This window comes from Streptomyces sp. NPDC053048, from assembly GCF_044547045.1.
Taxonomy (GTDB): Bacteria; Actinomycetota; Actinomycetes; order Streptomycetales; family Streptomycetaceae; genus Streptomyces.
Genome location: NZ_JBITZS010000001.1, coordinates 460,748 through 481,039 on the forward strand (window position 1 = coordinate 460,748; position 20,292 = coordinate 481,039).

Annotated in this window: 18 protein-coding genes; 9 read left to right on the forward strand and 9 right to left on the reverse strand. The window is 70.8% G+C overall.

Translation table 11 applies throughout. The features are described 5' to 3' along the window. The first annotated feature begins 4 nt into the window (after positions 1-4). Both recO and ACIG36_RS02290 read left to right on the forward strand, forming a co-directional pair. A complete protein-coding gene (gene recO / locus ACIG36_RS02285) occupies positions 5-751 on the forward strand; it encodes a DNA repair protein RecO (RefSeq protein ID WP_399920486.1) in 747 nt (248 codons plus the stop codon). A gap of 74 nt (positions 752-825) precedes the next feature. Then, positions 826-1,653 (forward strand): isoprenyl transferase, encoded by an 828-nt coding sequence (locus ACIG36_RS02290; protein WP_399920489.1) that lies wholly within the window; start codon positions 826-828, stop codon positions 1,651-1,653. Positions 1,654-1,734: 81 nt separating this feature from the next. On the opposite strand, the gene ACIG36_RS02295 is transcribed toward ACIG36_RS02290, so the two are convergent. The 4 genes from ACIG36_RS02295 to ACIG36_RS02310 form a co-directional block, all read right to left on the reverse strand. Beyond that, positions 1,735-2,154 carry a Fur family transcriptional regulator gene (locus ACIG36_RS02295; protein WP_399920493.1) on the reverse strand — a complete coding sequence of 140 codons (420 nt, stop codon included), beginning with the start codon at positions 2,152-2,154 and terminating at the stop codon, positions 1,735-1,737. Between the two features lie 91 nt (positions 2,155-2,245). Beyond that, positions 2,246-3,154, reverse strand: coding sequence for a metal ABC transporter permease (locus ACIG36_RS02300; RefSeq protein WP_399920496.1), 909 nt, complete (start codon positions 3,152-3,154; stop codon positions 2,246-2,248). Next, complete coding sequence (locus ACIG36_RS02305; protein WP_399920499.1) at positions 3,154-3,921, reverse strand: metal ABC transporter ATP-binding protein; 768 nt, start codon at positions 3,919-3,921, stop codon at positions 3,154-3,156. The genes ACIG36_RS02300 and ACIG36_RS02305 overlap by 1 nt, the downstream gene beginning before the upstream one ends. Positions 3,922-3,941: 20 nt before the next feature. Continuing rightward, positions 3,942-4,997: a metal ABC transporter substrate-binding protein gene (locus ACIG36_RS02310; protein WP_399920502.1), complete on the reverse strand. Its 1,056-nt coding sequence runs from the start codon at positions 4,995-4,997 to the stop codon at positions 3,942-3,944. A gap of 153 nt (positions 4,998-5,150) precedes the next feature. Between ACIG36_RS02310 and ACIG36_RS02315 the strand changes: the two genes are divergently transcribed. Then, positions 5,151-6,533 (forward strand): glycine--tRNA ligase, encoded by a 1,383-nt coding sequence (locus ACIG36_RS02315; RefSeq protein ID WP_399920505.1) that lies wholly within the window; start codon positions 5,151-5,153, stop codon positions 6,531-6,533. A gap of 79 nt (positions 6,534-6,612) precedes the next feature. Here ACIG36_RS02315 and ACIG36_RS02320 read toward each other — a convergent pair whose 3' ends face one another. Then, positions 6,613-7,218 (reverse strand): Uma2 family endonuclease, encoded by a 606-nt coding sequence (locus ACIG36_RS02320; protein ID WP_399920508.1) that lies wholly within the window; start codon positions 7,216-7,218, stop codon positions 6,613-6,615. A gap of 137 nt (positions 7,219-7,355) precedes the next feature. On the opposite strand from ACIG36_RS02320, the gene ACIG36_RS02325 reads away from it, so the two are divergent. Together ACIG36_RS02325 and ACIG36_RS02330 are read left to right on the forward strand one after the other, a co-directional pair. After that, entirely contained in the window at positions 7,356-8,537 is a 1,182-nt protein-coding gene (locus ACIG36_RS02325) for a sensor histidine kinase (RefSeq protein WP_399920511.1), read from the forward strand. Continuing rightward, positions 8,525-9,169: a response regulator gene (locus ACIG36_RS02330; RefSeq protein WP_399920514.1), complete on the forward strand. Its 645-nt coding sequence runs from the start codon at positions 8,525-8,527 to the stop codon at positions 9,167-9,169. The genes ACIG36_RS02325 and ACIG36_RS02330 overlap by 13 nt, the downstream gene beginning before the upstream one ends. An 18-nt stretch (positions 9,170-9,187) precedes the next feature. Here ACIG36_RS02330 and ACIG36_RS02335 read toward each other — a convergent pair whose 3' ends face one another. The 3 genes from ACIG36_RS02335 to ACIG36_RS02345 form a co-directional block, all read right to left on the reverse strand. Further along, on the reverse strand, positions 9,188-9,769 hold the full coding sequence (locus ACIG36_RS02335) for a TetR family transcriptional regulator (protein ID WP_399920517.1): 582 nt from the start codon (positions 9,767-9,769) through the stop codon (positions 9,188-9,190). Positions 9,770-9,901: 132 nt separating this feature from the next. Next, positions 9,902-10,906 carry an aldo/keto reductase gene (locus ACIG36_RS02340; protein WP_399920520.1) on the reverse strand — a complete coding sequence of 335 codons (1,005 nt, stop codon included), beginning with the start codon at positions 10,904-10,906 and terminating at the stop codon, positions 9,902-9,904. A 99-nt stretch (positions 10,907-11,005) separates the two neighbouring features. Continuing rightward, positions 11,006-12,487: an MFS transporter gene (locus ACIG36_RS02345; RefSeq protein ID WP_399920523.1), complete on the reverse strand. Its 1,482-nt coding sequence runs from the start codon at positions 12,485-12,487 to the stop codon at positions 11,006-11,008. A gap of 103 nt (positions 12,488-12,590) precedes the next feature. Here ACIG36_RS02345 and ACIG36_RS02350 point away from each other — a divergent pair, with 103 nt between their 5' ends. The 4 genes from ACIG36_RS02350 (at position 12,591) to ACIG36_RS02365 (ending at position 19,414) form a co-directional block, all read left to right on the forward strand. Next, positions 12,591-13,541, forward strand: coding sequence for a helix-turn-helix transcriptional regulator (locus ACIG36_RS02350; protein ID WP_399920526.1), 951 nt, complete (start codon positions 12,591-12,593; stop codon positions 13,539-13,541). 42 nt (positions 13,542-13,583) lie between these two features. Further along, entirely contained in the window at positions 13,584-14,720 is a 1,137-nt protein-coding gene (dusB, locus tag ACIG36_RS02355) for a tRNA dihydrouridine synthase DusB (protein WP_399920530.1), read from the forward strand. A gap of 405 nt (positions 14,721-15,125) precedes the next feature. Next, positions 15,126-17,843 (forward strand): pyruvate, phosphate dikinase, encoded by a 2,718-nt coding sequence (gene ppdK, locus ACIG36_RS02360; protein WP_399920533.1) that lies wholly within the window; start codon positions 15,126-15,128, stop codon positions 17,841-17,843. A 521-nt stretch (positions 17,844-18,364) separates the two neighbouring features. Then, complete coding sequence (locus ACIG36_RS02365; protein WP_399920536.1) at positions 18,365-19,414, forward strand: ArsR/SmtB family transcription factor; 1,050 nt, start codon at positions 18,365-18,367, stop codon at positions 19,412-19,414. Positions 19,415-19,451: 37 nt separating this feature from the next. Here ACIG36_RS02365 and ACIG36_RS02370 read toward each other — a convergent pair whose 3' ends face one another. Beyond that, positions 19,452-20,288: a carbohydrate ABC transporter permease gene (locus ACIG36_RS02370; protein ID WP_399920538.1), complete on the reverse strand. Its 837-nt coding sequence runs from the start codon at positions 20,286-20,288 to the stop codon at positions 19,452-19,454. Positions 20,289-20,292: the final 4 nt, after the last annotated feature.

Here is a 20,292-nt window from a genome sequence, read left to right on the forward strand (position 1 = left end):
ATCCATGAGCCTCTTCCGCGACGACGGCATCGTGCTGCGCACACAGAAGCTCGGAGAAGCGGACCGCATCATCACCCTCCTCACGCGCGGCCACGGCCGGGTGCGGGCCGTCGCCCGCGGGGTGCGCCGCACCAAGTCGAAGTTCGGGGCGCGGCTCGAGCCGTTCTCGCACGTCGACGTGCAGTTCTTCGCCCGCGGCGGTGAGCTGGTCGGCCGGAGCCTGCCGCTGTGCACCCAGAGCGAGACCATCGCCCCCTACGGCGGCGCGATCGTCACCGACTACGCCCGCTACACCGCCGGCACCGCCATGCTCGAGACCGCCGAGCGGTTCACCGACCACGAGGGCGAGCCGGCGGTGCAGCAATACCTGCTGCTGGTCGGCGGCCTGCGCACGCTCGCCGCCGGGGAGCACGCCCCGCACCTCATCCTCGACGCGTTCCTGCTGCGCTCGCTGGCCGTCAACGGCTACGCGCCCAGCTTCGGCGCGTGCGCGAAGTGCGGAATGCCCGGACCCAACCGGTTCTTCTCGGTGGCCGCGGGCGGGGTGGTCTGCGGGGAGTGCCGGGTGCCCGGATGCGTCGTACCCTCCTCGGAGTCGATCGAGCTCCTGGGCGCGCTGCTGACCGGGGACTGGGCGACGGCGGACGCCTGCGAGGCACGGTACGTGCGCGAGGGCAACGGCCTCGTGGCCGCGTATCTGCAGTGGCACCTGGAGCGGGGGCTTCGCTCGCTCCGGTACGTCGAGCAGTAGGCGATCGTTCCAGGCAATCCAGAACAATCGCACCAGGCAATCCAGGAAACAGGGATCAAGGAGTAGTGGCATCCATGGCACGACGCGGGATTCTGGGCCGTTCCCGACGCGAGTACCGCACACCCACCCCGCACCCGTCGGGCGCGCGGCCGCCGAAGATCCCCGGTGAGCTGGTGCCCGAGCACGTGGCCATCGTCATGGACGGCAACGGCCGCTGGGCCAAGGAGCGCGGCCTGCCGCGCACCGAGGGCCACAAGGTCGGCGCCGAGCGCGTGCTGGACGTGCTGCAGGGCGCGGTCGAGATGGGCGTCGGCAGCATCTCGCTGTACGCCTTCTCCACCGAGAACTGGCGGCGCTCGCCGGACGAGGTGCGGTTCCTGATGAACTTCAACCGCGACTTCATCCGCAAGACCCGCGACCAGCTCGACGAGCTCGGCATCCGGGTGCGCTGGGTCGGCCGGATGCCCAAGCTGTGGAAGTCCGTGGCCAAGGAGCTCCAGATCGCCCAGGAGCAGACCAAGGACAACGACCGGCTCACGCTGTACTTCTGCATGAACTACGGCGGCCGCGCCGAGATCGCGGACGCGGCGCAGGCGATGGCCGCCGATGTGAAGGCGGGCCGGCTCGACCCGTCGAAGGTCTCGGAGAAGACCTTCGCGAAGTACCTCTACTACCCGGACATGCCGGACGTGGACCTCTTCCTGCGCCCCTCCGGCGAGCAGCGCACGTCCAACTATCTGATCTGGCAGAGCGCCTACGCCGAGATGGTCTTCCAGGACGTGCTCTGGCCCGACTTCGACCGCCGTGACCTGTGGCGCGCCTGCCTGGAGTACGCCCAGCGCGACCGCCGCTTCGGCGGCGCGATCCCCAACGCCGTCGAGGACGGTCGGTCGGCCGTCTGAGGGCAGCTGTGGATACGGCACTGCCCCGGGCATCGTCCGATGCCCGGGGCAGTGCCGTATCCACGGCCGTATCAGGTCCGGTCAGCTCTTCGAGCGCGCGCTCGCGCAGTCCCCGCAGGTGCCGAAGATCTCGATCGTGTGGGCCACGTCCACGAAGCCGTGCTCCTCGGCGATGGAGTCGGCCCACTTCTCCACGGCCGGTCCCTCGACCTCGACCGCCTTGCCGCACACCCGGCAGACCAGGTGGTGGTGGTGCCCGCTGGAGCAGCGGCGGTAGACCGCCTCGCCCTCGCTGGTGCGCAGCACGTCGACCTCGCCGGCGTCGGCGAGGGACTGCAGGGTGCGGTACACCGTGGTCAGCCCGACCGAGGCACCGCGGTGCCTGAGCATGTCGTGGAGTTCCTGCGCGCTGCGGAACTCGTCCACCTCGTCCAGCGCCGCCGCGACGGCGGCCCGCTGCTTGGTGGATCGCCCGCGTACCGGGGGTCCGGCGGTCGCCACAGTTGCCTCCTCAAGCCTGGCTCTGAACGCCCATCGCACGTGTTGCCACGCCAATTGTGCCAGGCCCGGCCGCCGGGCCCGGCAGGTCTCGTCAGACCCGGACGTCGTCCGCCGCCCCTGGCTTACCGGCGGTACCGGTGACCTCGGCGGTCTCCAGGGTGCAGTGCTCGGCCGCGGCGGCCCGTCCGGCCCGTCGTGCGGCCAGTGGGGCGGCCACCAGGGTCAGGGCGATGAAGACGCCGATGGCCATCAGCACGATCGTCGCACCGGAGGGCACGTCCACGTAGTACGAGGTGACGGTGCCCGAAAGAGTCACCAGCACGCCGATGGAGACGGCCGTGGCGAACGTCGTCGCGAAGCTGCGGGTGATCTGCTGGGAGGCGGCCACGGGGATCACCATCAGGGCGCTGACCAGCAGCAGGCCGACCACGCGCATGGCGACGGTGACGGTCACGGCGGCGGTGACGGCGACCAGCAGGTTCAGCAGCCGCACGGGCAGGCCGGTGACGCGGGCGAACTCCTCGTCCTGGCAGATGGCGAACAGCTGCCTGCGCAGCCCGACCGTGGTGACGATCACGAAGGCCGCCAGCAGGCAGATCGCCACGATGTCCTGCTCCGAGACCGTGGTGATCGACCCGAAGAGGTAGGTGGTGAGGTTGGCGTTGGAGCCGGTGGGGGAGAGGGCCATCAGCATCACGCCGCCGGCCATGCCGCCGTAGAAGAGCATGGCGAGCGCGATGTCGCCGCGCGCCTTGCCGTACGAGCGGATGAGCTCCATGATCACCGCGCCCACCACGCACACGGCGGTGGCCACCCACACGGGGCTGGTGTTGAGCAGGAAGCCCAGCCCGACGCCGGTGAGGGCGACGTGGCCGATGCCGTCGCCCATCAGCGCCTGGCGGCGCTGGACGAGGTAGATGCCGATGGCGGGGGCGGTGACGCCCACGAGGAGGGCGGCGAGCAGGGCTCGCTGCATGAAGGCGAGTTCGAGGATTTCCATCAGCTGAGCAGCCCTGTCCGGATCGGTTCCGCGGCCGGGTCGGCGTGCGGGTGTACGTGGTCGTGGCCGGGCAGCGCGTGCTGGCCCACGGCCTCGGGCGGCGGACCGTCGTGCACGACGCAGCCGTCGCGGAGGACGACCGCGCGGTCGATGAGCGGCTCCAGCGGGCCGAGCTCGTGCAGCACGAGCAGGACCGTGGCGCCGCGGGCGACCTCCTCGCGCAGGGCGGTCGCCAGCACCTCCTGGCTGGCGAGGTCCACGCCGGCCATCGGCTCGTCCATGATCAGCAGCTCGGGGTCGCCGGCCAGCGCGCGGGCGATGAGCACCCGCTGGTGCTGGCCGCCGGAGAGGGCCTCGACGGAGTCCTTGGCCCTGTCCGCCATGCCGACCAGTTCCAGGGCCTTGTGCACGGCCTCCCGGTCCGCCTTGCGGGTCGGCCCCAGCTTCGTGCGGGCCAGCCGCCCGGCCGAGACGACCTCGCGGACGGTGGCGGGCACCCCGCCGGCGGCGGTGGTGCGCTGGGGGACGTAGCCGACCCGGTGCCACGCGCGGAAGCGGCGGCGCGGGGTGCCGAAGAGCTCCAGCTCGCCGGAGATGAGCGGGACCTGGCCGACGACGGAGCGGACGACCGTGGACTTGCCGGAACCGTTGGCGCCGAGCAGCGCGACGACCTCGCCGCGCCGCACGGTCAGGTCGACGCCCCGCAGCACCGGGCGCGACCCGAGCGAGGCCGTGGCCCCGCGCAGGGATATGACGGGCTGCTCCATGGGGGTCTCCTCGGGGGTGCTCACTTGGTGCCGAGCGCCTTCTGCAGGGCCGTGAGGTTGGCTTCCATGACCTCGAAGTAATCGCGGCCCTTGGAATTGTCGGTGATGCCCTCGAGTGGGTCGAGCACGTCGGTCTTCAGACCGAGGTCCTTGGCCAGGGTCCGGGCCGTCTTGGGGCTGGCGAGGGTCTCGAAGAAGACCGTGCTCACCTTGTGCTCCTCGGCGATCTTGTGCAGGTCCTTCATCCGGGCGGCGCTGGGCTCGGACTCGGGGTCGAGGCCGCCGATGGCCTCCTGGTCCAGGCCGTAGCGCTCGGCGAGGTAGCCGAAGGCGGCGTGGGTGGTGACGAAGGTGTCCGAGGTGCGGTTCTTCAGGCCGGCGGTGAACTTCCGGTCCAGTGCGTTCAGCTTCTCGACCAGGGCGCCGGCGTTGTTGTCGAAGTCGGCCCTGTGGTCGGGGTCGGCCTCGCCGAGGGTCTTGGCGACGCCCTTGGCGACCTCGCCGTACTTCACGGGGTCGAGCCAGACGTGGGGGTCGGCGCCGCCCTCTTCGTCGTGGCTGTGGCCCTTGTGCTCGTCCTCGCCGCCCTTGGCCTCTTCCTTGTGCTCGTCGTGCTCGTCCTTGCCGTGGGCGTCCTTGCCGTGGCCGTGCTCGTGGCCCTCGACCTCGGTGCCGTGCTCCTCGAGGTCGGTCATCGTGGCCGCGTCGGCGACGTGCTTGTTCCCGGACTGCTTGATCGCCGTGTCGACGGCGGGCTGGAGGCCCTTGAGGTAGAGGATCGCCCCGGCGTCCTGGAGGGAGCCGGTCTGCTTGGGGGTGAGCTCCAGGTCGTGCGGCTCGACGCCCGGCTTGGTCAGGCTGGTGACGTCGACGTGGTCGCCGCCGATCTCCTTCGCCAGGAACTCCAGGGGGTAGAACGACGTGACGACCCGCAGTTTTCCGTCCTCGGTCCGGCCGTCGGAACCCGTGGCGGAGCAGGCGGAGAGGGTCACCAGGCCGAGCGTGGCGGCGAGGGCGACGGCGGCGGTGGTTATTCGGCGGCGGGACGGAAGGGGGCGGATCGGACGTACGTTCATGACACTCATTTTCAACAAAAATGGAAACGATTGTCAACAGCGTTCCGGTCCGGGGTCCGGGTCAAGCCAAGGCCAGAGCCGATTTGATGAGAGGGGGTGCAGCGCCGGTAACCTGAACCATTCGCTGTTCGTCGTCGCAATGAAGAGAGCACCGTGGCCGCCGACAAGATCGACACCATCGTCAGCCTGAGCAAGCGCCGTGGCTTTGTCTATCCGTGCAGTGAGATCTACGGCGGCCAGCGCGCCGCCTGGGATTACGGACCGCTCGGCGTCGAGCTCAAGGAGAACATCAAGCGCCAGTGGTGGCGCTACATGGTCACCTCGCGCGAGGACGTCGTCGGCATCGACTCGTCGGTGATCCTGGCCTCCGAGGTGTGGGTGGCCTCCGGCCACGTCGCCACCTTCTCCGACCCGCTGACCGAGTGCACCTCCTGCCACAAGCGCTACCGCGCCGACCACCTGGAGGAGGCCTACGAGGCCAAGCACGGCAAGCTCCCCGAGAACGGCCTGGCCGACATCAACTGCCCGAACTGTGGCAACAAGGGCCAGTTCACCGAGCCCAAGCAGTTCTCCGGCCTGCTCTCCACCCACCTCGGCCCCACCCAGGACTCCGGCTCGGTCGCCTACCTGCGCCCCGAGACCGCCCAGGGCATCTTCACCAACTTCGCCCAGGTCCAGCAGACCTCCCGGAAGAAGCCGCCCTTCGGCATCGCCCAGATGGGCAAGTCCTTCCGCAACGAGATCACGCCCGGCAACTTCATCTTCCGCACCCGCGAGTTCGAGCAGATGGAGATGGAGTTCTTCGTCAAGCCGGGCGAGGACGAGAAGTGGCAGGAGTACTGGATGGAGCAGCGCTGGAACTGGTACACCGGTCTCGGCCTGCGCGAGGAGAACATGCGGTGGTACGAGCACCCGCAGGAGAAGCTCTCCCACTACTCCAAGCGCACCGCTGACATCGAGTACCGCTTCCAGTTCGGCGGCAACGAGTGGGGCGAGCTCGAGGGCGTCGCCAACCGGACCGACTACGACCTCGGCGCCCACGCCAAGGCCTCCGGCCAGGACCTGTCGTTCTTCGACCAGGAGGCCGGCGAGCGCTGGACCCCCTACGTCATCGAGCCCGCCGCCGGTGTCGGCCGCACCATGCTCGCCTTCCTCCTCGACGCCTACGTCGAGGACGAGGCCCCCAACGCCAAGGGCAAGCTGGAGAAGCGCACGGTGCTGCGCCTCGACCCGCGCCTGTCCCCGGTGAAGGTCGCGGTGCTGCCGCTGTCCCGCAACCCGGAGCTGTCCCCGAAGGCCAAGGGCCTGGCCGCGGACCTGCGCCAGCACTGGAACATCGAGTTCGACGACGCCGGCGCCATCGGCCGCCGCTACCGCCGCCAGGACGAGATCGGCACGCCGTTCTGCGTCACCGTCGACTTCGACACCCTCGAGGACAACGCGGTGACGGTGCGCGAGCGCGACACGATGAAGCAGGAGCGGGTCTCGCTGGACCAGATCCAGGGGTACCTGGGCAGCCGTCTGCTGGGTTGCTGACGCGCTTGGGCTGACGCCTGAGCCTTGATGCCGGAGGCCCCGGTTCCCGCGCTGCGGGGGCCGGGGCCTCCGGCTGTTGTCAGGCCTTCCAGCCTGCGGTGTCGAGTTCGAAGTCGAACGGGACGGGGATGTGGACCTTGTCGCCGAACTTCACCTGGGTATGCGCCCGGTAGCCTTCATCGGGGGTCGGGTCGTGGTAAACGGTGACCATGCCCTTCTGCATGTCGATCAGGACGTACACCGGCACCTCGCCCTTCCCGTAGACGTTCACCTTGTCGGTGAGGTCGGTGCCCCTGGTCGAGGTCGATGTCTGCTCGGCGACGAGGGACAGGGCCGATCCGGGTAGGAGGATGGTGTCCAGGTCGACGGCTTCGTCATCGGCCACATGTAGGTCAGGGCCGTACCCCCGTTCCTGCTGAGGGAACACGAAGAGGTTCGGCGTCGTCATGGCCGAGTGGCCTGGAGGGGTGTGGCCGGTCAACTGGTTATGAAGGGACCGGAGAATCGAGAGGTACCGGCCCTTGGACCACGGCGACATGACGATGTTCCCCCCGATGATTTCCGCGCGGTAGCCCAGGGGTAGGTCCTCGTTGGACTCCTCCAGATCGCGGCACAGCTGCTCGAACTTGCTCTCCGGCTCGTCGTCGCTTATCGGCTGGAACGGGGTCTCCATCATGACTGCCATGATGCACCTCCCTGTTGGGTGAGCGTGTTGCCACACACCGTAGTGGCCCGCACTGACAACCGGTGGTGCTGCTTGCACCCAAGGACGGCAGCCAGTACCATCCCGCGCCGCTGACCAGCACGCATACCGTGTGACGCATGCGAATCCCCGCCCCCCTCCGCTGCCCATTCGACGGTGCCGGTCGTGCCGTCGCCCTCCTCGCCGCCGGCGTGCTCGTACAGCTCGGCCCGCTGCTCGTCATGGCGGTGCCCTGGCTGGACGGCGGACCCACGCGGGCTCTGAGCTGTGTCGTGGCCGTTGTGGGGATGGCCGGGGTTCTCGGGGCCGTCTGCCCCGTGTTGAGTCGCATGCAGCGGGCCCGTTTCCGGGCGTGGCCCGGGGTGGAGATACCGGCGCCGGGGCGGGGCTGGTCGTGGCGGCAGGTGGGGTACCACCTGGTGGTGGGGCCGCTGATCGCGTTGGGCGGGGCCTGTGTGCTGCTGCTGTGGGTGGCCGCCGCGGTGGCCGTCACCGCCTTTGCGTGGGTGTGGGCGCTGCCGGCCGATTACGCCGTCCAGGATGTGTACGTCACCGCCGCCGGGCTCGCCGGGCTGTACGCGGCGGCGTGGTTGTCCGGTGTGCTCGCCCGGCTCGACACCCGGGTGGCGGCCGACCGCCTCGGGCCCAGCCGGGCCGAACGGCTCGCGCGCCGCGTCGCGGAGGTCACCGAGAGCCGCGCCGGCGTCGTGGACGCGGCCGACGCCGAGCGGCGGCGCATCGAGCGCGACCTGCACGACGGCGCCCAGCAGCGCCTGGTCTCGCTGGCGGTCGGCCTCGGGCTGGCGAAGGTCACGATGCCCGACCTGCCCGACGACGCGCGCAAGGTGATCGACGAGGCGCATCGCGAGGCCAAGGAGGCCATCGCCGAACTGCAGGACCTCGTGCGCGGACTGCACCCTGCCGTGCTGGAGGACCGGGGGCTGGACGCCGCGCTCTCCGGGCTCGCGGGGCGGGCGCCGTTGCCCGTACGGGTGCAGGTCGACCTGCCGGTGCGGCCGGCGCCCGCCGTCGAGGCCGTCGCCTACTTCGTCGTCTCCGAGGCGCTGGCCAACGTGGTCAAGCACGCGCGGGCCTCGAAGGCGGATGTGAGCGTGCGCGAGGACCGGGGGATACTGCTCGTCGTCGTCTCCGACGACGGCGTGGGCGGTGCCGACCCCTCCGGCGGTACCGGGCTGGCGGGGCTGGCCAAGCGGGTCGCGTCGGTCGACGGCACGTTCTCCTTCAGCAGCCCCGCGGGGGGCCCGACCACAGTGACCGTGGAGCTGCCGTGCGCGCCGTGATAGCCGAGGATTCCGTCCTGCTCCGGGTGGGCCTGGTGAAGGTCCTGGAGACGGCCGGATTCGAGGTGGTCGCGGAGACCGGCGACGCCGAGTCCCTGCTGGCCGCGGTCGAGCTGCACCGGCCCGGCCTCGCCGTGCTCGACGTCCGGATGCCGCCCGGCTTCACCGACGAGGGCGTGCGGGCCGCACTCGAACTGCGGGCGCGCCGGCCGGAGACGGCGGTGCTGCTGCTGTCGCAGTACGTGGAGGAGCGGTACGCCACCGACCTGCTGACCGGTGACACCGCCGGTTTCGGGTATCTGCTCAAGCAACGGATCGCCGACGTCGAGGAGTTCATCGACGCGCTGCGGCGCGTGGCCGCGGGCGGCACCGCCCTCGACCCGCAGGTGGTCTCGCAGTTGCTCACCCGCCGGCACCGCGACCCGCTGGAGCGGCTGACCACGCGCGAGCGGGAGGTGCTCGCGTCGATGGCCGAGGGCCGATCCAACGCGGGGATCGCCGCGCAGCTGGTCGTCAGCGAGAGCGCGGTGGCCAAGCACATCAACAGCATCCTGGCCAAGCTGGACCTGCCGAAGGCCGAGGCCGACCACCGGCGGGTGCTGGCGGTACTGCGGTTCCTGGGCGTGGGCTGACCCCGCCGGACGTGGGCCTCAGGCGTGCAGGCCGCGTACCACCAGGTCGCACACTGCGTCGAACGCGCCCTCGATGTCCGGCTGCGACCACTCCGCCGCGTACGCGGGGTCGTGGAAGCGGTTGCTGGCGTCCCATACGGCACGGGCGGCGGTGGCCGGGTCCACGGGCCGGAACTCGCCCTCCCCGACGCCGCCTTCGATGATCCGGGCCAGCTGCTCGATCATCGTCTCTATGTGCCGTTCGACGGTGGTGCTGTTCTCGCCGACCAGCACCATGTACGTCGCGAACAGCTCCGGGTCGCCGCCGGCCTTGCGGCGCTTGGCGGCGAAGAGCGCCGCCAGCCAGTCGCGCAGCCGGCCCTCGGCCGGGCCCTGGGCGTCGGCCAGCGCGGAGAGCTCCGCGTGCGACTGGTCCAGCCAGCGCTCGGTCACCGCCTCCCGCAGGGCCGCCTTGCTGCCGAAGTGGCGGTAGACGCTGCCGTGGCTGACGCCGAGCGCGCGGGCGACGTCGACCACGGTGGCCTTGGCGGGGCCGTAGCGGCGCAGCACGTCCTCGGTGGCTTCGAGGATGCGTTCTGAAGTCAGCGGTTCGGGGGGCATCTGAGTGCGGTTCCCTTCCAGGGGGCGGGTGACTATACGACCGTACTCGGCTGCCGGCCGGTGGTCGGTTGTGCCCACCCGTTCCGCCCCAGCGGAACGACTGCCCACAACCGGCTCTACAAGCCACCTCCCTCAGTGCTCGCTGTCCAGGTGGGCCATCTGGGATTCGGGGTAGCGGGCGCCGGAGGCGGAGCCTGCGGGGATCGCCGCCTCGATGGCGGTGAGGTCGGCCGGGGTCAGGGTGAGGTCGAGCGCACCCAGCGCTTCCGTCAGGCGGTCTCGGCGGCGGGCGCCGACCAGGGGGACGATGTCCTCGCCGCGCGAGAGGACCCAGGCGATCGCGGTCTGCGCGACGCTCGCGCCGCGCTCCTCGGCGACCTTGCGCAGGGCGTCGACGAGGTCGAGGTTGCGCTGCAGGTTCTCGCCCTGGAAGCGCGGGCTCATGCCACGGAAGTCGTTCGCCGCCAGCTGCCGGTCGCGGGAGAAGTGGCCGCTGATCAGGCCGCGCGAGAGCACGCCGTACGCGGTGACGCCGATGCCCAGCTCGCGGCACGCGGGCAGGATCTGCTCCTCGATGCCGCGCGAGATCAGCGAGTACTCGATCTGCAGATCGGCGATGGGGGCGACGGAGGCGGCCCGGCGGATGGTGTCCGCGCCGACCTCCGACAGGCCGATGTGGCGCACGTGCCCGGCCTCGACCAGCTCGGCGATCGCGCCGATGGTCTCCTCGATCGGCACGGTCGGGTCGACGCGCGCGATCCGGTAGATGTCGATGTGGTCGACGCCCAGCCGCTGCAGCGAGTAGGCGGCGAAGTTCTTCACGGCGGCGGGGCGGCCGTCGTAGCCGGACCAGCCGCCGTCCGGGTCGCGCAGGGCGCCGAACTTGACGCTGGTGAGGGCCTTCTCGCGCCGCGCCGCGCCGGTGGAGCGCAGCGCCTCGCCGATGAGCATCTCGTTGTGGCCCATGCCGTAGAAGTCGCCGGTGTCCAGCAGGGTGACGCCGGCGTCGAGGGCGGCGTGGATCGTGGCGATCGACTCGGCCCGGTCGGCTTCGCCGTAGAGCGCGGACATGCCCATGCAGCCGAGACCGAGAGCGGAGACCTGGGGGCCGGTGGTGCCGAGAGTGCGGTTCAGCACGGGAACTCCTTGGGGGAGGAGGAGCGGGTACCCAAGAAGCGTGACACATGGACTGACAGATTTCAATATCTGTCAGTCCATTCATCGTGTCGGCTCGGCTCAGCGCAGCGTCCGCGGCAGTCGCAGGCTCAGCAGTACCGTCGCCGCCACCGCCACCAGCTGGGCCCCCAAAGTGATCGCCAGCGCCTCGCGCATGCCCGTCGACGGAGCCAGCGACAGGAACAGCGAGCCCATCGTGGCCACGCCCAGCGCCATGAACGCCTGCTGCGTCGTGACCATCACCCCGCTGCCGACGCCCGCCCGATCCACCGGCACCTCACTGAGCACGATCCGCAGCGTCGGCGGGATCAGCAGGCCCTGCCCCAGCCCCTGGATCGCCAGCCCCGGCCCGGGGCCGGCCGCCCCCAGCCCGTCCCAGCCGAACCAGAACGTCGCGACCACCGTGGCCAGCCCCACCAGCTGGATCAGCGACCCCGCCGTCACCAGCCGGCTCCCGTAGCGCGCCGCCAGCCGCGGGCTCGCCAGCGAGCCCGCGAAGTAGGTGGCGCACATCGGCAGCAGGGCCAGCCCCGCCGCCATCGGCCCCAGCCGCAGCCCCTCCTGCAGCACCACCGCCAGGACGAACATGAAGCCGCCCCAGCCGATGGAGAACGGCACGATCACCGCGAGCCCGCTGCGCACCGAGTGCACCCGCAGCAGCGACGGCGGCACCAGCGGCGTCCGCCCGGCCCGCTCCTCGCGCCGTTCCACCAGGACGAGCGCCACCGCGGCGAGCGGGAACGTCCCCAGCAGCACCCACGACCACAGCGGCCAGCCCGTCGACCGCCCCTCCGTGAGCGGCACCAGCAGCGACACCAGCGTCACCGTCAGCAGCACCGTGCCCCACGGGTCGATCCGCGTCGGATTCGCCGAGCGGGTCTCGGGCACCGAGCGCAGGGCCAGTACCAGCGCCACCGCCGCGATCGGCGCGTTGATCAGGAAGATGGACCGCCAGCCGGTCCCGGCCAGGTCCACCGAGACCAGCACCCCGCCGAGCACCTGCCCGACCGCACTCGCCACCCCGGCCGTGCCGCTGTACATGCTCATCGCCTGGGTGCGCCGCTCCCCGCTGGTCGTCGCCTGGATCGTCGCCAGCACCTGCGGCAGCATCAGTGCCGCTGCCGCGCCCTGCGCCACCCGCGCCGCCACCAGCGACCACGCGTCCGGCGCCAGACCGCACGCCACGGACGTCACTCCGAACGCGGCCGTGCCCCACAGGAAGAGCCGTCGCCGGCCCACCATGTCGCCCAGCCGCCCGCCGAGCACCAGCAGCACCGCGTAGGCGACGCCGTAGCCGCCGACCACCATCTCCAGCAGCGCGGGCCCGGCGTGCAGGTCGTGGTCGATCGTCGGCAGCGCGACGTTGACGATGAAGAAGTCCAGGAACGGCAGCGCGGCACCGATGAGCACGGTGAGCAGGCCCAGGCGGCCGATCGCGGGAGAAGCAGCGGGAGAGGCGGGGGAGGGGGAGTCGGAGGGGACGGAGGCCGGGCCCGCCGCCACGGCGGCGGGCGCTGGACGCGGTATTCGGGTTTCGCTCACAGGACAAGACGATGACAGCGCGCGGAGCCGGGTACCAGACGGTCCCTATCCTGGTACAGGAAGTACCTGGCAACCTGATCACGGGTACCGCACCCTGGAGCGCATGACCACGATGGTGATGGAGAGCACGGCCGCCGCCTACGCCGCGGCCCGGCCCGACGAGGTGCGCCGGCAGGAGCTGGCCGCCTTCCTGCGCAGCCGCCGCGAGCGCATCAGCCCCGAGCAGGCCGGACTCCCGCGCGGCCCCCGCCGCCGCACCCCCGGCCTGCGCCGCGAGGAGGTGGCACAGCTCGCCGCCGTGGGCGTCACCTGGTACACGTGGCTCGAACAGGCGAGGGACATCCAGGTCTCGGCGCAGGTGCTGGACTCCGTCTCCCGCGCCCTGATGCTCGACCGGGGCGAGCGCGCCCACCTCTTCGCGCTGGCCAACTCCGTCGACCCGCTGCCCGGCACCGAGTGCACGGGCGTCACCCACGCGATGCGCCTGATGCTGGAGGGGCTGGAGCCGTATCCCGCCTGCATCCAGAACGCGCGGTACGACATCCTCGCCTACAACAACGCCTACCGGTTCCTGATGTCCGACCTGGACGCCGTCCCGCCGGAGAACCGCAACTGCCTGTGGCTGTACTTCACCGACCCCGACTGGCGCGCCGGCATGGCCGACCGGGAGGACTCCACGCGCGCGATGGCCGCCAAGTTCCGGGCCTCGATGGCCGACCACCTCGCCGAGCCCGCCTGGAAGTGCCTGCTCAAGCGGTTGCAGGACGCCTCGCCCGAGTTCCGGCGGCTGTGGGAGCGGCACGAGGTCGTCCAGCCCAGCGTCTACCGCACGCGGCTGCTGCGACAGCCGCAGGTGGGCCTGCTGCGGCTGGACTACACCAGCCTGTGGACCGGCCCCACCCGCGGCGCCCGGGTGCTGACCTTCACCCCCGCCGACGAGGAGACCCACGACAAGCTGCTGCGGCTGCGCGCCCTGACCTCGGCCGGGGACCGGCGGCTCGGGGAAGGGGGACCTTCGGCGGATCGTCCGTTCGCCCGGATGAGGGACAATTAACGGTCCGCCCCATCATCCCCAGACTGCGAGGAAACTCCCTCCATGACGCTCCAGATCGGTCCGCACCCGGTGCAGCCGCCGGTGGTCCTGGCCCCGATGGCAGGGATCACCAACGCGCCCTTCCGCACGCTGTGCCGCGAGTTCTCCGGCGGCAAGGGGCTCTTCGTCAGCGAGATGATCACCACCCGGGCGCTCGTCGAGCGGGACGCCAAGACCATGCGGCTGATCCACTTCGACGGGACCGAGAAGCCGCGCTCGATCCAGCTCTACGGCGTGGACCCGGTGACCGTCGGCAAGGCCGTCCGCATGATCGTGGACGAGGACCTGGCCGACCACATCGACCTCAACTTCGGCTGCCCCGTCCCCAAGGTCACCCGCAAGGGCGGCGGCTCCGCCCTGCCCTACAAGCGGAACCTGCTGCGCTCGATCCTCCACGAGGCCGTCGGCAACGCCGGGGACCTCCCGGTCACCATGAAGATGCGCAAGGGCATCGACGACGAGCACATGACCTACCTCGACGCCGGGCGGATCGCCGTCGAGGAGGGCGTCACCGCCATCGCCCTGCACGGCCGCACCGCCGCCCAGCACTACGGCGGCACCGCCGACTGGGACGCCATCGCGCGCCTGAAGGAGGCCGTGCCGGAGATCCCGGTGCTGGGCAACGGCGACATCTGGTCGGCCGACGACGCCGTGCGGATGATGCGCGAGACCGGCTGCGACGGCGTCGTGGTCGGGCGCGGCTGCCTGGGCCGGCCCTGGCTCTTCCGCGACCTGGTGAACGTCTTCGAGGAGGGCGGGGACGGCACCGGCACGTACACCTCGCCGACGCTGCGCGAGGTGGCCCGCGTGATGCTGCGCCACGCGGAGCTGCTCGGCCAGTGGCTGGAGAGCGAGGAGCGCGGCGTCATCGACTTCCGCAAGCACGTCGCCTGGTACACCAAGGGCTTCTCGATCGGATCGGAGCTCCGTAAGAAACTGGCAATCACCTCATCTCTGGATGAATTGGACGCTCTTTTGAGCGAACTCGACCTGGATCAGCCCTGGCCGACGGGTGCCGACGGCCCCCGCGGCCGCACCTCGGGCCGCAACCGGGTGGTGCTTCCGGACGGGTGGCTGGACGACCCGTACGACTGCGCCACCGTGGGCGCGGACGCCGAACTCGACACTTCGGGCGGGTGACACGCCGTCGAAACGGCGTCGAACACGGCGTGATTCTCGCCACCTCTGATAGGGGGCACGCTCAGATGAGCAGCCAAATCGGGGGTGCACCTTTCCAAGGGGTGGCACTGCGTGCCACCCCTTTTGGCTTCACTTCTTGACGACGAGCTTCGCCGGACGGCGGGTTTTCTCGACAAGGCGTGATCGGACGATGATTTTCGGTCATCTTGATTTCACGACCCGAAGGAGGTGGCTTCAAACCTCATTTGAGCGCGCAACTTTCGATCTGCTGGCGGATGGGTGGTTGCGCCCCCAAGTTGGCGGAGTAGAGCTCCTCAGAAGCCTTCGATCTGGGTACGCTCCCCGCCGTCAGGGCAGCCCTCCCCCAACTGCGTCCCGGGAGGCCCCAGTGAGGAGTCGATTCCCGTGCCGGTATCCGAAGATCGCCAGAAGTTCGTCTACGACTTCACCGAGGGCAACAAGGACCTCAAGGACCTGCTCGGCGGGAAGGGGGCCAACCTCGCCGAGATGACCAACCTCGGTCTGCCCGTGCCCCCCGGCTTCACCATCACCACCGAGGCGTGCAAGGTCTACCTCGAGGGCGGCACGGAGCCGTCGTCGATGCGGGACGAGGTCACCGCCCACCTCGAGGCGCTCGAGCAGCGGATGGGCAAGAAGCTCGGCCAGGCCGACGACCCGCTGCTGGTCTCGGTGCGCTCGGGCGCCAAGTTCTCCATGCCCGGCATGATGGACACCGTCCTGAACATCGGCCTCTCCGACGAGTCCGTGGCCGGCCTCGCGACCCAGGCCGGGGACGAGCGGTTCGCCTGGGACTCCTACCGGCGCCTCATCCAGATGTTCGGCAAGACCGTGCTGGGCGTCGACGGTGACCTGTTCGAGGAGGCGCTGGAGGAGGCCAAGCGGGCCAAGGGCGTCACCACCGACGTCGACCTCGACGCCGCCGACCTGGGGCGCCTGGTGGAGGAGTTCAAGGCCATCGTCTCCAAGGAGACCGGCCGGGAGTTCCCGCAGGACCCGCGCGAGCAGATGGACCTCGCCATAAGGGCCGTCTTCGACTCCTGGAACGGCGACCGCGCCAAGCTCTACCGCCGCCAGGAGCGCATCCCCGGCGACCTCGGCACGGCCGTCAACATCTGCTCGATGGTCTTCGGCAACCTCGGCCCCGACTCCGGCACCGGCGTCGCCTTCACCCGCGACCCCGCCAGCGGCCACCAGGGCGTCTACGGCGACTACCTGCAGAACGCGCAGGGCGAGGACGTCGTCGCCGGCATCCGCAACACCGTGCCGCTCGCCGACCTCGAGCAGCTCGACAAGGCCTCGTACGACCAGCTGATGCAGATCATGGAGACGCTGGAGACGCACTACAAGGACCTGTGCGACATCGAGTTCACCATCGAGCGCGGCAAGCTGTGGATGCTGCAGACCCGCGTCGGCAAGCGCACCGCGGGCGCCGCCTTCCGCATCGCCACGCAGCTGGTGGACCAGGGCCTGATCGACGAGGCCGAGGCGCTGCAGCGCGTCACCGGCGCCCAGCTCGCGCAGCTGATGTTCCCGCGCTTCGACGACAAGGCGACCGCCGAGCTGCTGGGCCGGGGCATCGCCGCCTCGCCGGGCGCCGCCGTCGGCAAGGCCGTCTTCGACTCGTACACGGCCGTGAAGTGGTCGCGCTCGGGCGAGAAGGTCATCCTCATCCGCCGTGAGACCAACCCCGACGACCTCAACGGCATGATCGCCGCCGAGGGCATCCTGACCTCGCGCGGCGGCAAGACCTCGCACGCGGCCGTCGTCGCCCGCGGCATGGGCAAGACCTGCGTCTGCGGCGCCGAGGAGCTCGAGGTTGACACCAAGCGGCGCCGGATGACGGCGCCGGGCGGCGTGGTCATCGAGGAGGGCGACGTCGTCTCCATCGACGGCTCCACCGGCAAGGTCTACCTGGGCGAGGTCCCGGTCGTGCCGTCCCCGGTCGTCGAGTACTTCGAGGGCCGGATGCACGCGGGCGCCGACGACGCGGACGAGCTGGTCCAGGCCGTGCACCGGATGATGGCCTACTCCGACCGCATGCGCCGGCTGCGGGTGCGGGCCAACGCCGACAACGCCGAGGACGCCGCGCGCGCCCGCCGCTTCGGCGCCCAGGGCATCGGCCTGTGCCGCACCGAGCACATGTTCCTCGGCGAGCGCCGCGAGCTGGTCGAGCGGCTCATCCTGGCCGACACCGACGCCGAGCGGGACGAGGCACTGGGTGCCCTCCTGCCGCTGCAGAAGGCCGACTTCGTCGAGCTCTTCGAGGCCATGGACGGACTGCCGGTCACCGTCCGCCTGCTGGACCCGCCGCTGCACGAGTTCCTGCCCGACATCACCGAGCTGTCGGTGCGGGTCGCGCTCGCCGAGGCCCGCGAGGACGCCAACGAGAACGACCTGCGCCTGCTGCAGGCCGTGCACAAGCTGCACGAGCAGAACCCGATGCTGGGCCTGCGCGGTGTCCGCCTGGGCCTGGTCATCCCCGGTCTGTTCGCCATGCAGGTGCGGGCCATCGCCGAGGCCGCGGCCGAGCGGATCAACGCCAAGGGCGACCCCCGCGCGGAGATCATGATCCCGTTGGTGGGCACCGTCCAGGAGCTGGAGATCGTCCGCGAGGAGGCCGAGCGCGTCATCGCCGACGTCGAGGCCGCCACCGGCGCCGGCCTCAAGCTGCCGCTCGGCACCATGATCGAGCTGCCGCGCGCCGCGCTGACGGCCGATCAGATCGCCGAGGCCGCCGAGTTCTTCTCCTTCGGCACCAACGACCTCACCCAGACCGTGTGGGGCTTCTCCCGCGACGACGTCGAGGCCAGCTTCTTCACCGCCTACCTGGAGAAGGGCATCTTCGGGGTCAGCCCGTTCGAGACCATCGACCGGGACGGCGTGGGCTCGCTGGTGCGCGCCGCGGCCGAGGCCGGCCGGGCCACCCGGCCCGACCTCAAGCTGGGCGTGTGCGGTGAGCACGGCGGCGACCCGGAGTCGGTGCACTTCTTCCACGAGGTGGGCCTGGACTACGTCTCCTGCTCGCCCTTCCGCGTCCCGGTCGCCCGCCTGGAGGCGGGCCGCGCCGCGGCGCTGAACGGCACGGCCAGCGACACCCGCTGAGCCGGGCCGGCCGAACGCCGGAGCCGCTGTTGGGATGACCTCGACCCTCAGCCCCCTGCGGCTCCGGACACCAGGAAGGGGCGGCACCCGTGCGGGGGGCCGCCCCTTCCGCCGTGTGCGGCCGGGAACGCCGACCGGCGGGATCGTCGATCCGCGAGATCGTTAACCTGTTCGTAACGCGATGGGTACGCGATGATCACCCGGGCCGCTCCCGGCGGCCCCACGGCATGGCGAAGGGGCGGCGCCCGTGCGGGAGCGCCGCCCCTCTTTACTCCCCCACCGGGAGTTGTTGCCGCCCGCATCGGCTCGGGCGGCAACTCGCGTACTCAGCGGCCGCTTATTCGCTCGCCACCCCCCACGGGAACGAGCGGGGCGGCCCTGAGTGCGTGAATAGCATTTCGCTTCTGCGATGTTCGCCGCGAGTCCTTTCAACTGTGGCCAAAAGGACGTGGTAACACCTCGTATCGGTGTGCATACTCAGTGAGCGGGGGGTGGTTGCGGATGTCTCATGTGGGGGTTTGGTGCTGCGTGTCCATTTCACTGGACTCGATCTGGCCCGGTTGCGCCTGGCCGGCGACCCGGACGTGCTCTGGGAAACCGTATTGAGCCTGCACCGGCTTCGGGACAAACAAGGCGAGTCGATCTTCGGCGATTGGCGCTCGGAAACCCGCGCTCGGTTGAATGGTGAAACTCGGCTTCTGGCGCCGCTGGTTCCGTCCCGTGGTTATTTCCCGGACTTCCTGACACCGCCCGAAGGGTTAGACGGACTGGAGTCCGGCATACAGGCCCTGCGGGCCACCCCGGCCGACCGGGTCCACGACGAACTGAGCCGGCTGCCCACCGTGCGCACCCTGCCGGCTTGGATACGATCGCTCGCCGAGGGCGACGCCAGGGCCTTCGCCAAGCTCATCAACGCCCTGCACACCTACCACCAGGCCGCCATCGCCCCGTACTGGGCGCACATCCAGGCCCAGATCGAGGCCGACCGCGCCGTGCGCGGCCGGGCCCTGCTGGACGGCGGAGCGGACGCCCTGCTGTCCTCGCTGCCGCCCACCATGCGCTGGCGGGCACCGGTACTGGAGGTCGACTACCCCGTCGACCGGGACATGTACCTCAATGGTCGCGGACTGCTGCTCCTGCCCTCGTTCTTCTGCCGCCGCACCCCCGTGACCCTGCAGAACACCGAGCTCACCCCGGTGCTGGTCTACCCCGCGCGGGCCATGTCGGAATCGGCGCCCGCCGCCCCGGCCGCGCCGCGCTCGCTGGGCAAGCTGGTCGGGCACACCCGCTCGGCGGTGCTGGGCTCCATCGGCGGCGGCTGCACCACCAGCGAACTCGCCCGCAGGGTCGGGGTGTCGGCCGCCTCGGCCAGCCAGCACGCGGGCGTGCTGCGCGAGGCCGGGCTGGTGCTGACCCTGCGCAACGGCAGCGCCGTGATGCACACCCTCACCCCGCTGGGTGCCGCACTGCTGCGCGGCGGCCACCGGGGGACACAGGGCAGGGCCCGCAGCCAGCCGTCGCTGCCGGAGCGTTCCACCCCCGCCACGATGCTGCAGTTCCCCGGGGGGTGAGCTCCGGGGCCACGCGGGCCGGGCGGGGCCGGCCGTCTCAGTCGTCGATCCCCGAACGCTCGACTCCCGCCACGATGTAGCGCTGCAGCACCAGGAAGACCAGCAGCAGCGGCACGATCGAGACGGCGGCGGCCACGAACAGCTCGTGGATGTTGACGGTCTGCGCGGTCGTGAACGTCGACAGCGCGACCTGCACCGTCCACGAGCTGCGGCCCTGCCCGATGACCAGCGGCCACAGGAAGGAATTCCAGGCGCCGATGAAGACGATCGTGCCCACCGCCGCGAACACCGGCCGGGAGTTGGGCACCACGACCTGCCAGTACGTGCGCCAGTAGCCCAGCCCGTCGACCTGCGCCGCGTCCTCCAGCTCGCGCGGGAAGCCCAGGAAGTACTGGCGGAAGACGAAGCACGCGAAGGCGCTGAAGAGCGTCGGCACGATCAGCCCACGCAGCGTGGAGACCCAGCCCAGCGACGACACCAGCACGAAGGACGGCACGAACGTGACCGCCGCCGGCACCAGCAGGGTGCCCACCACCGCGTAGAAGACGGCGTTCGCGTGCCGGTAGGGGATGCGGGCCAGCCCGTACCCGGCGAGCGAGGCGAGCAGCAGGGTGCCGGCCGTGGTGACCACCGCGATCAGTGAGGAGTTCAGCAGCGCGTGCGCCATCGGCACGTCCGGGTCGGTGAACAGCTCGCGCACGTTCGACCAGTGCGGGTCGCGGGGGAGGAACGTCCAGCCGGGCGCGGTGATCTCCGCCTCGGAGGCCAGGCCGTTGCGGACGAGCAGATAGAACGGGACGAGGAACAGCACCGCCAGGGCGACCAGCAGCACCAGCCGCAGGGCCCGCCCGGCGCGTACCAGGGCGTTGTCCACGAAA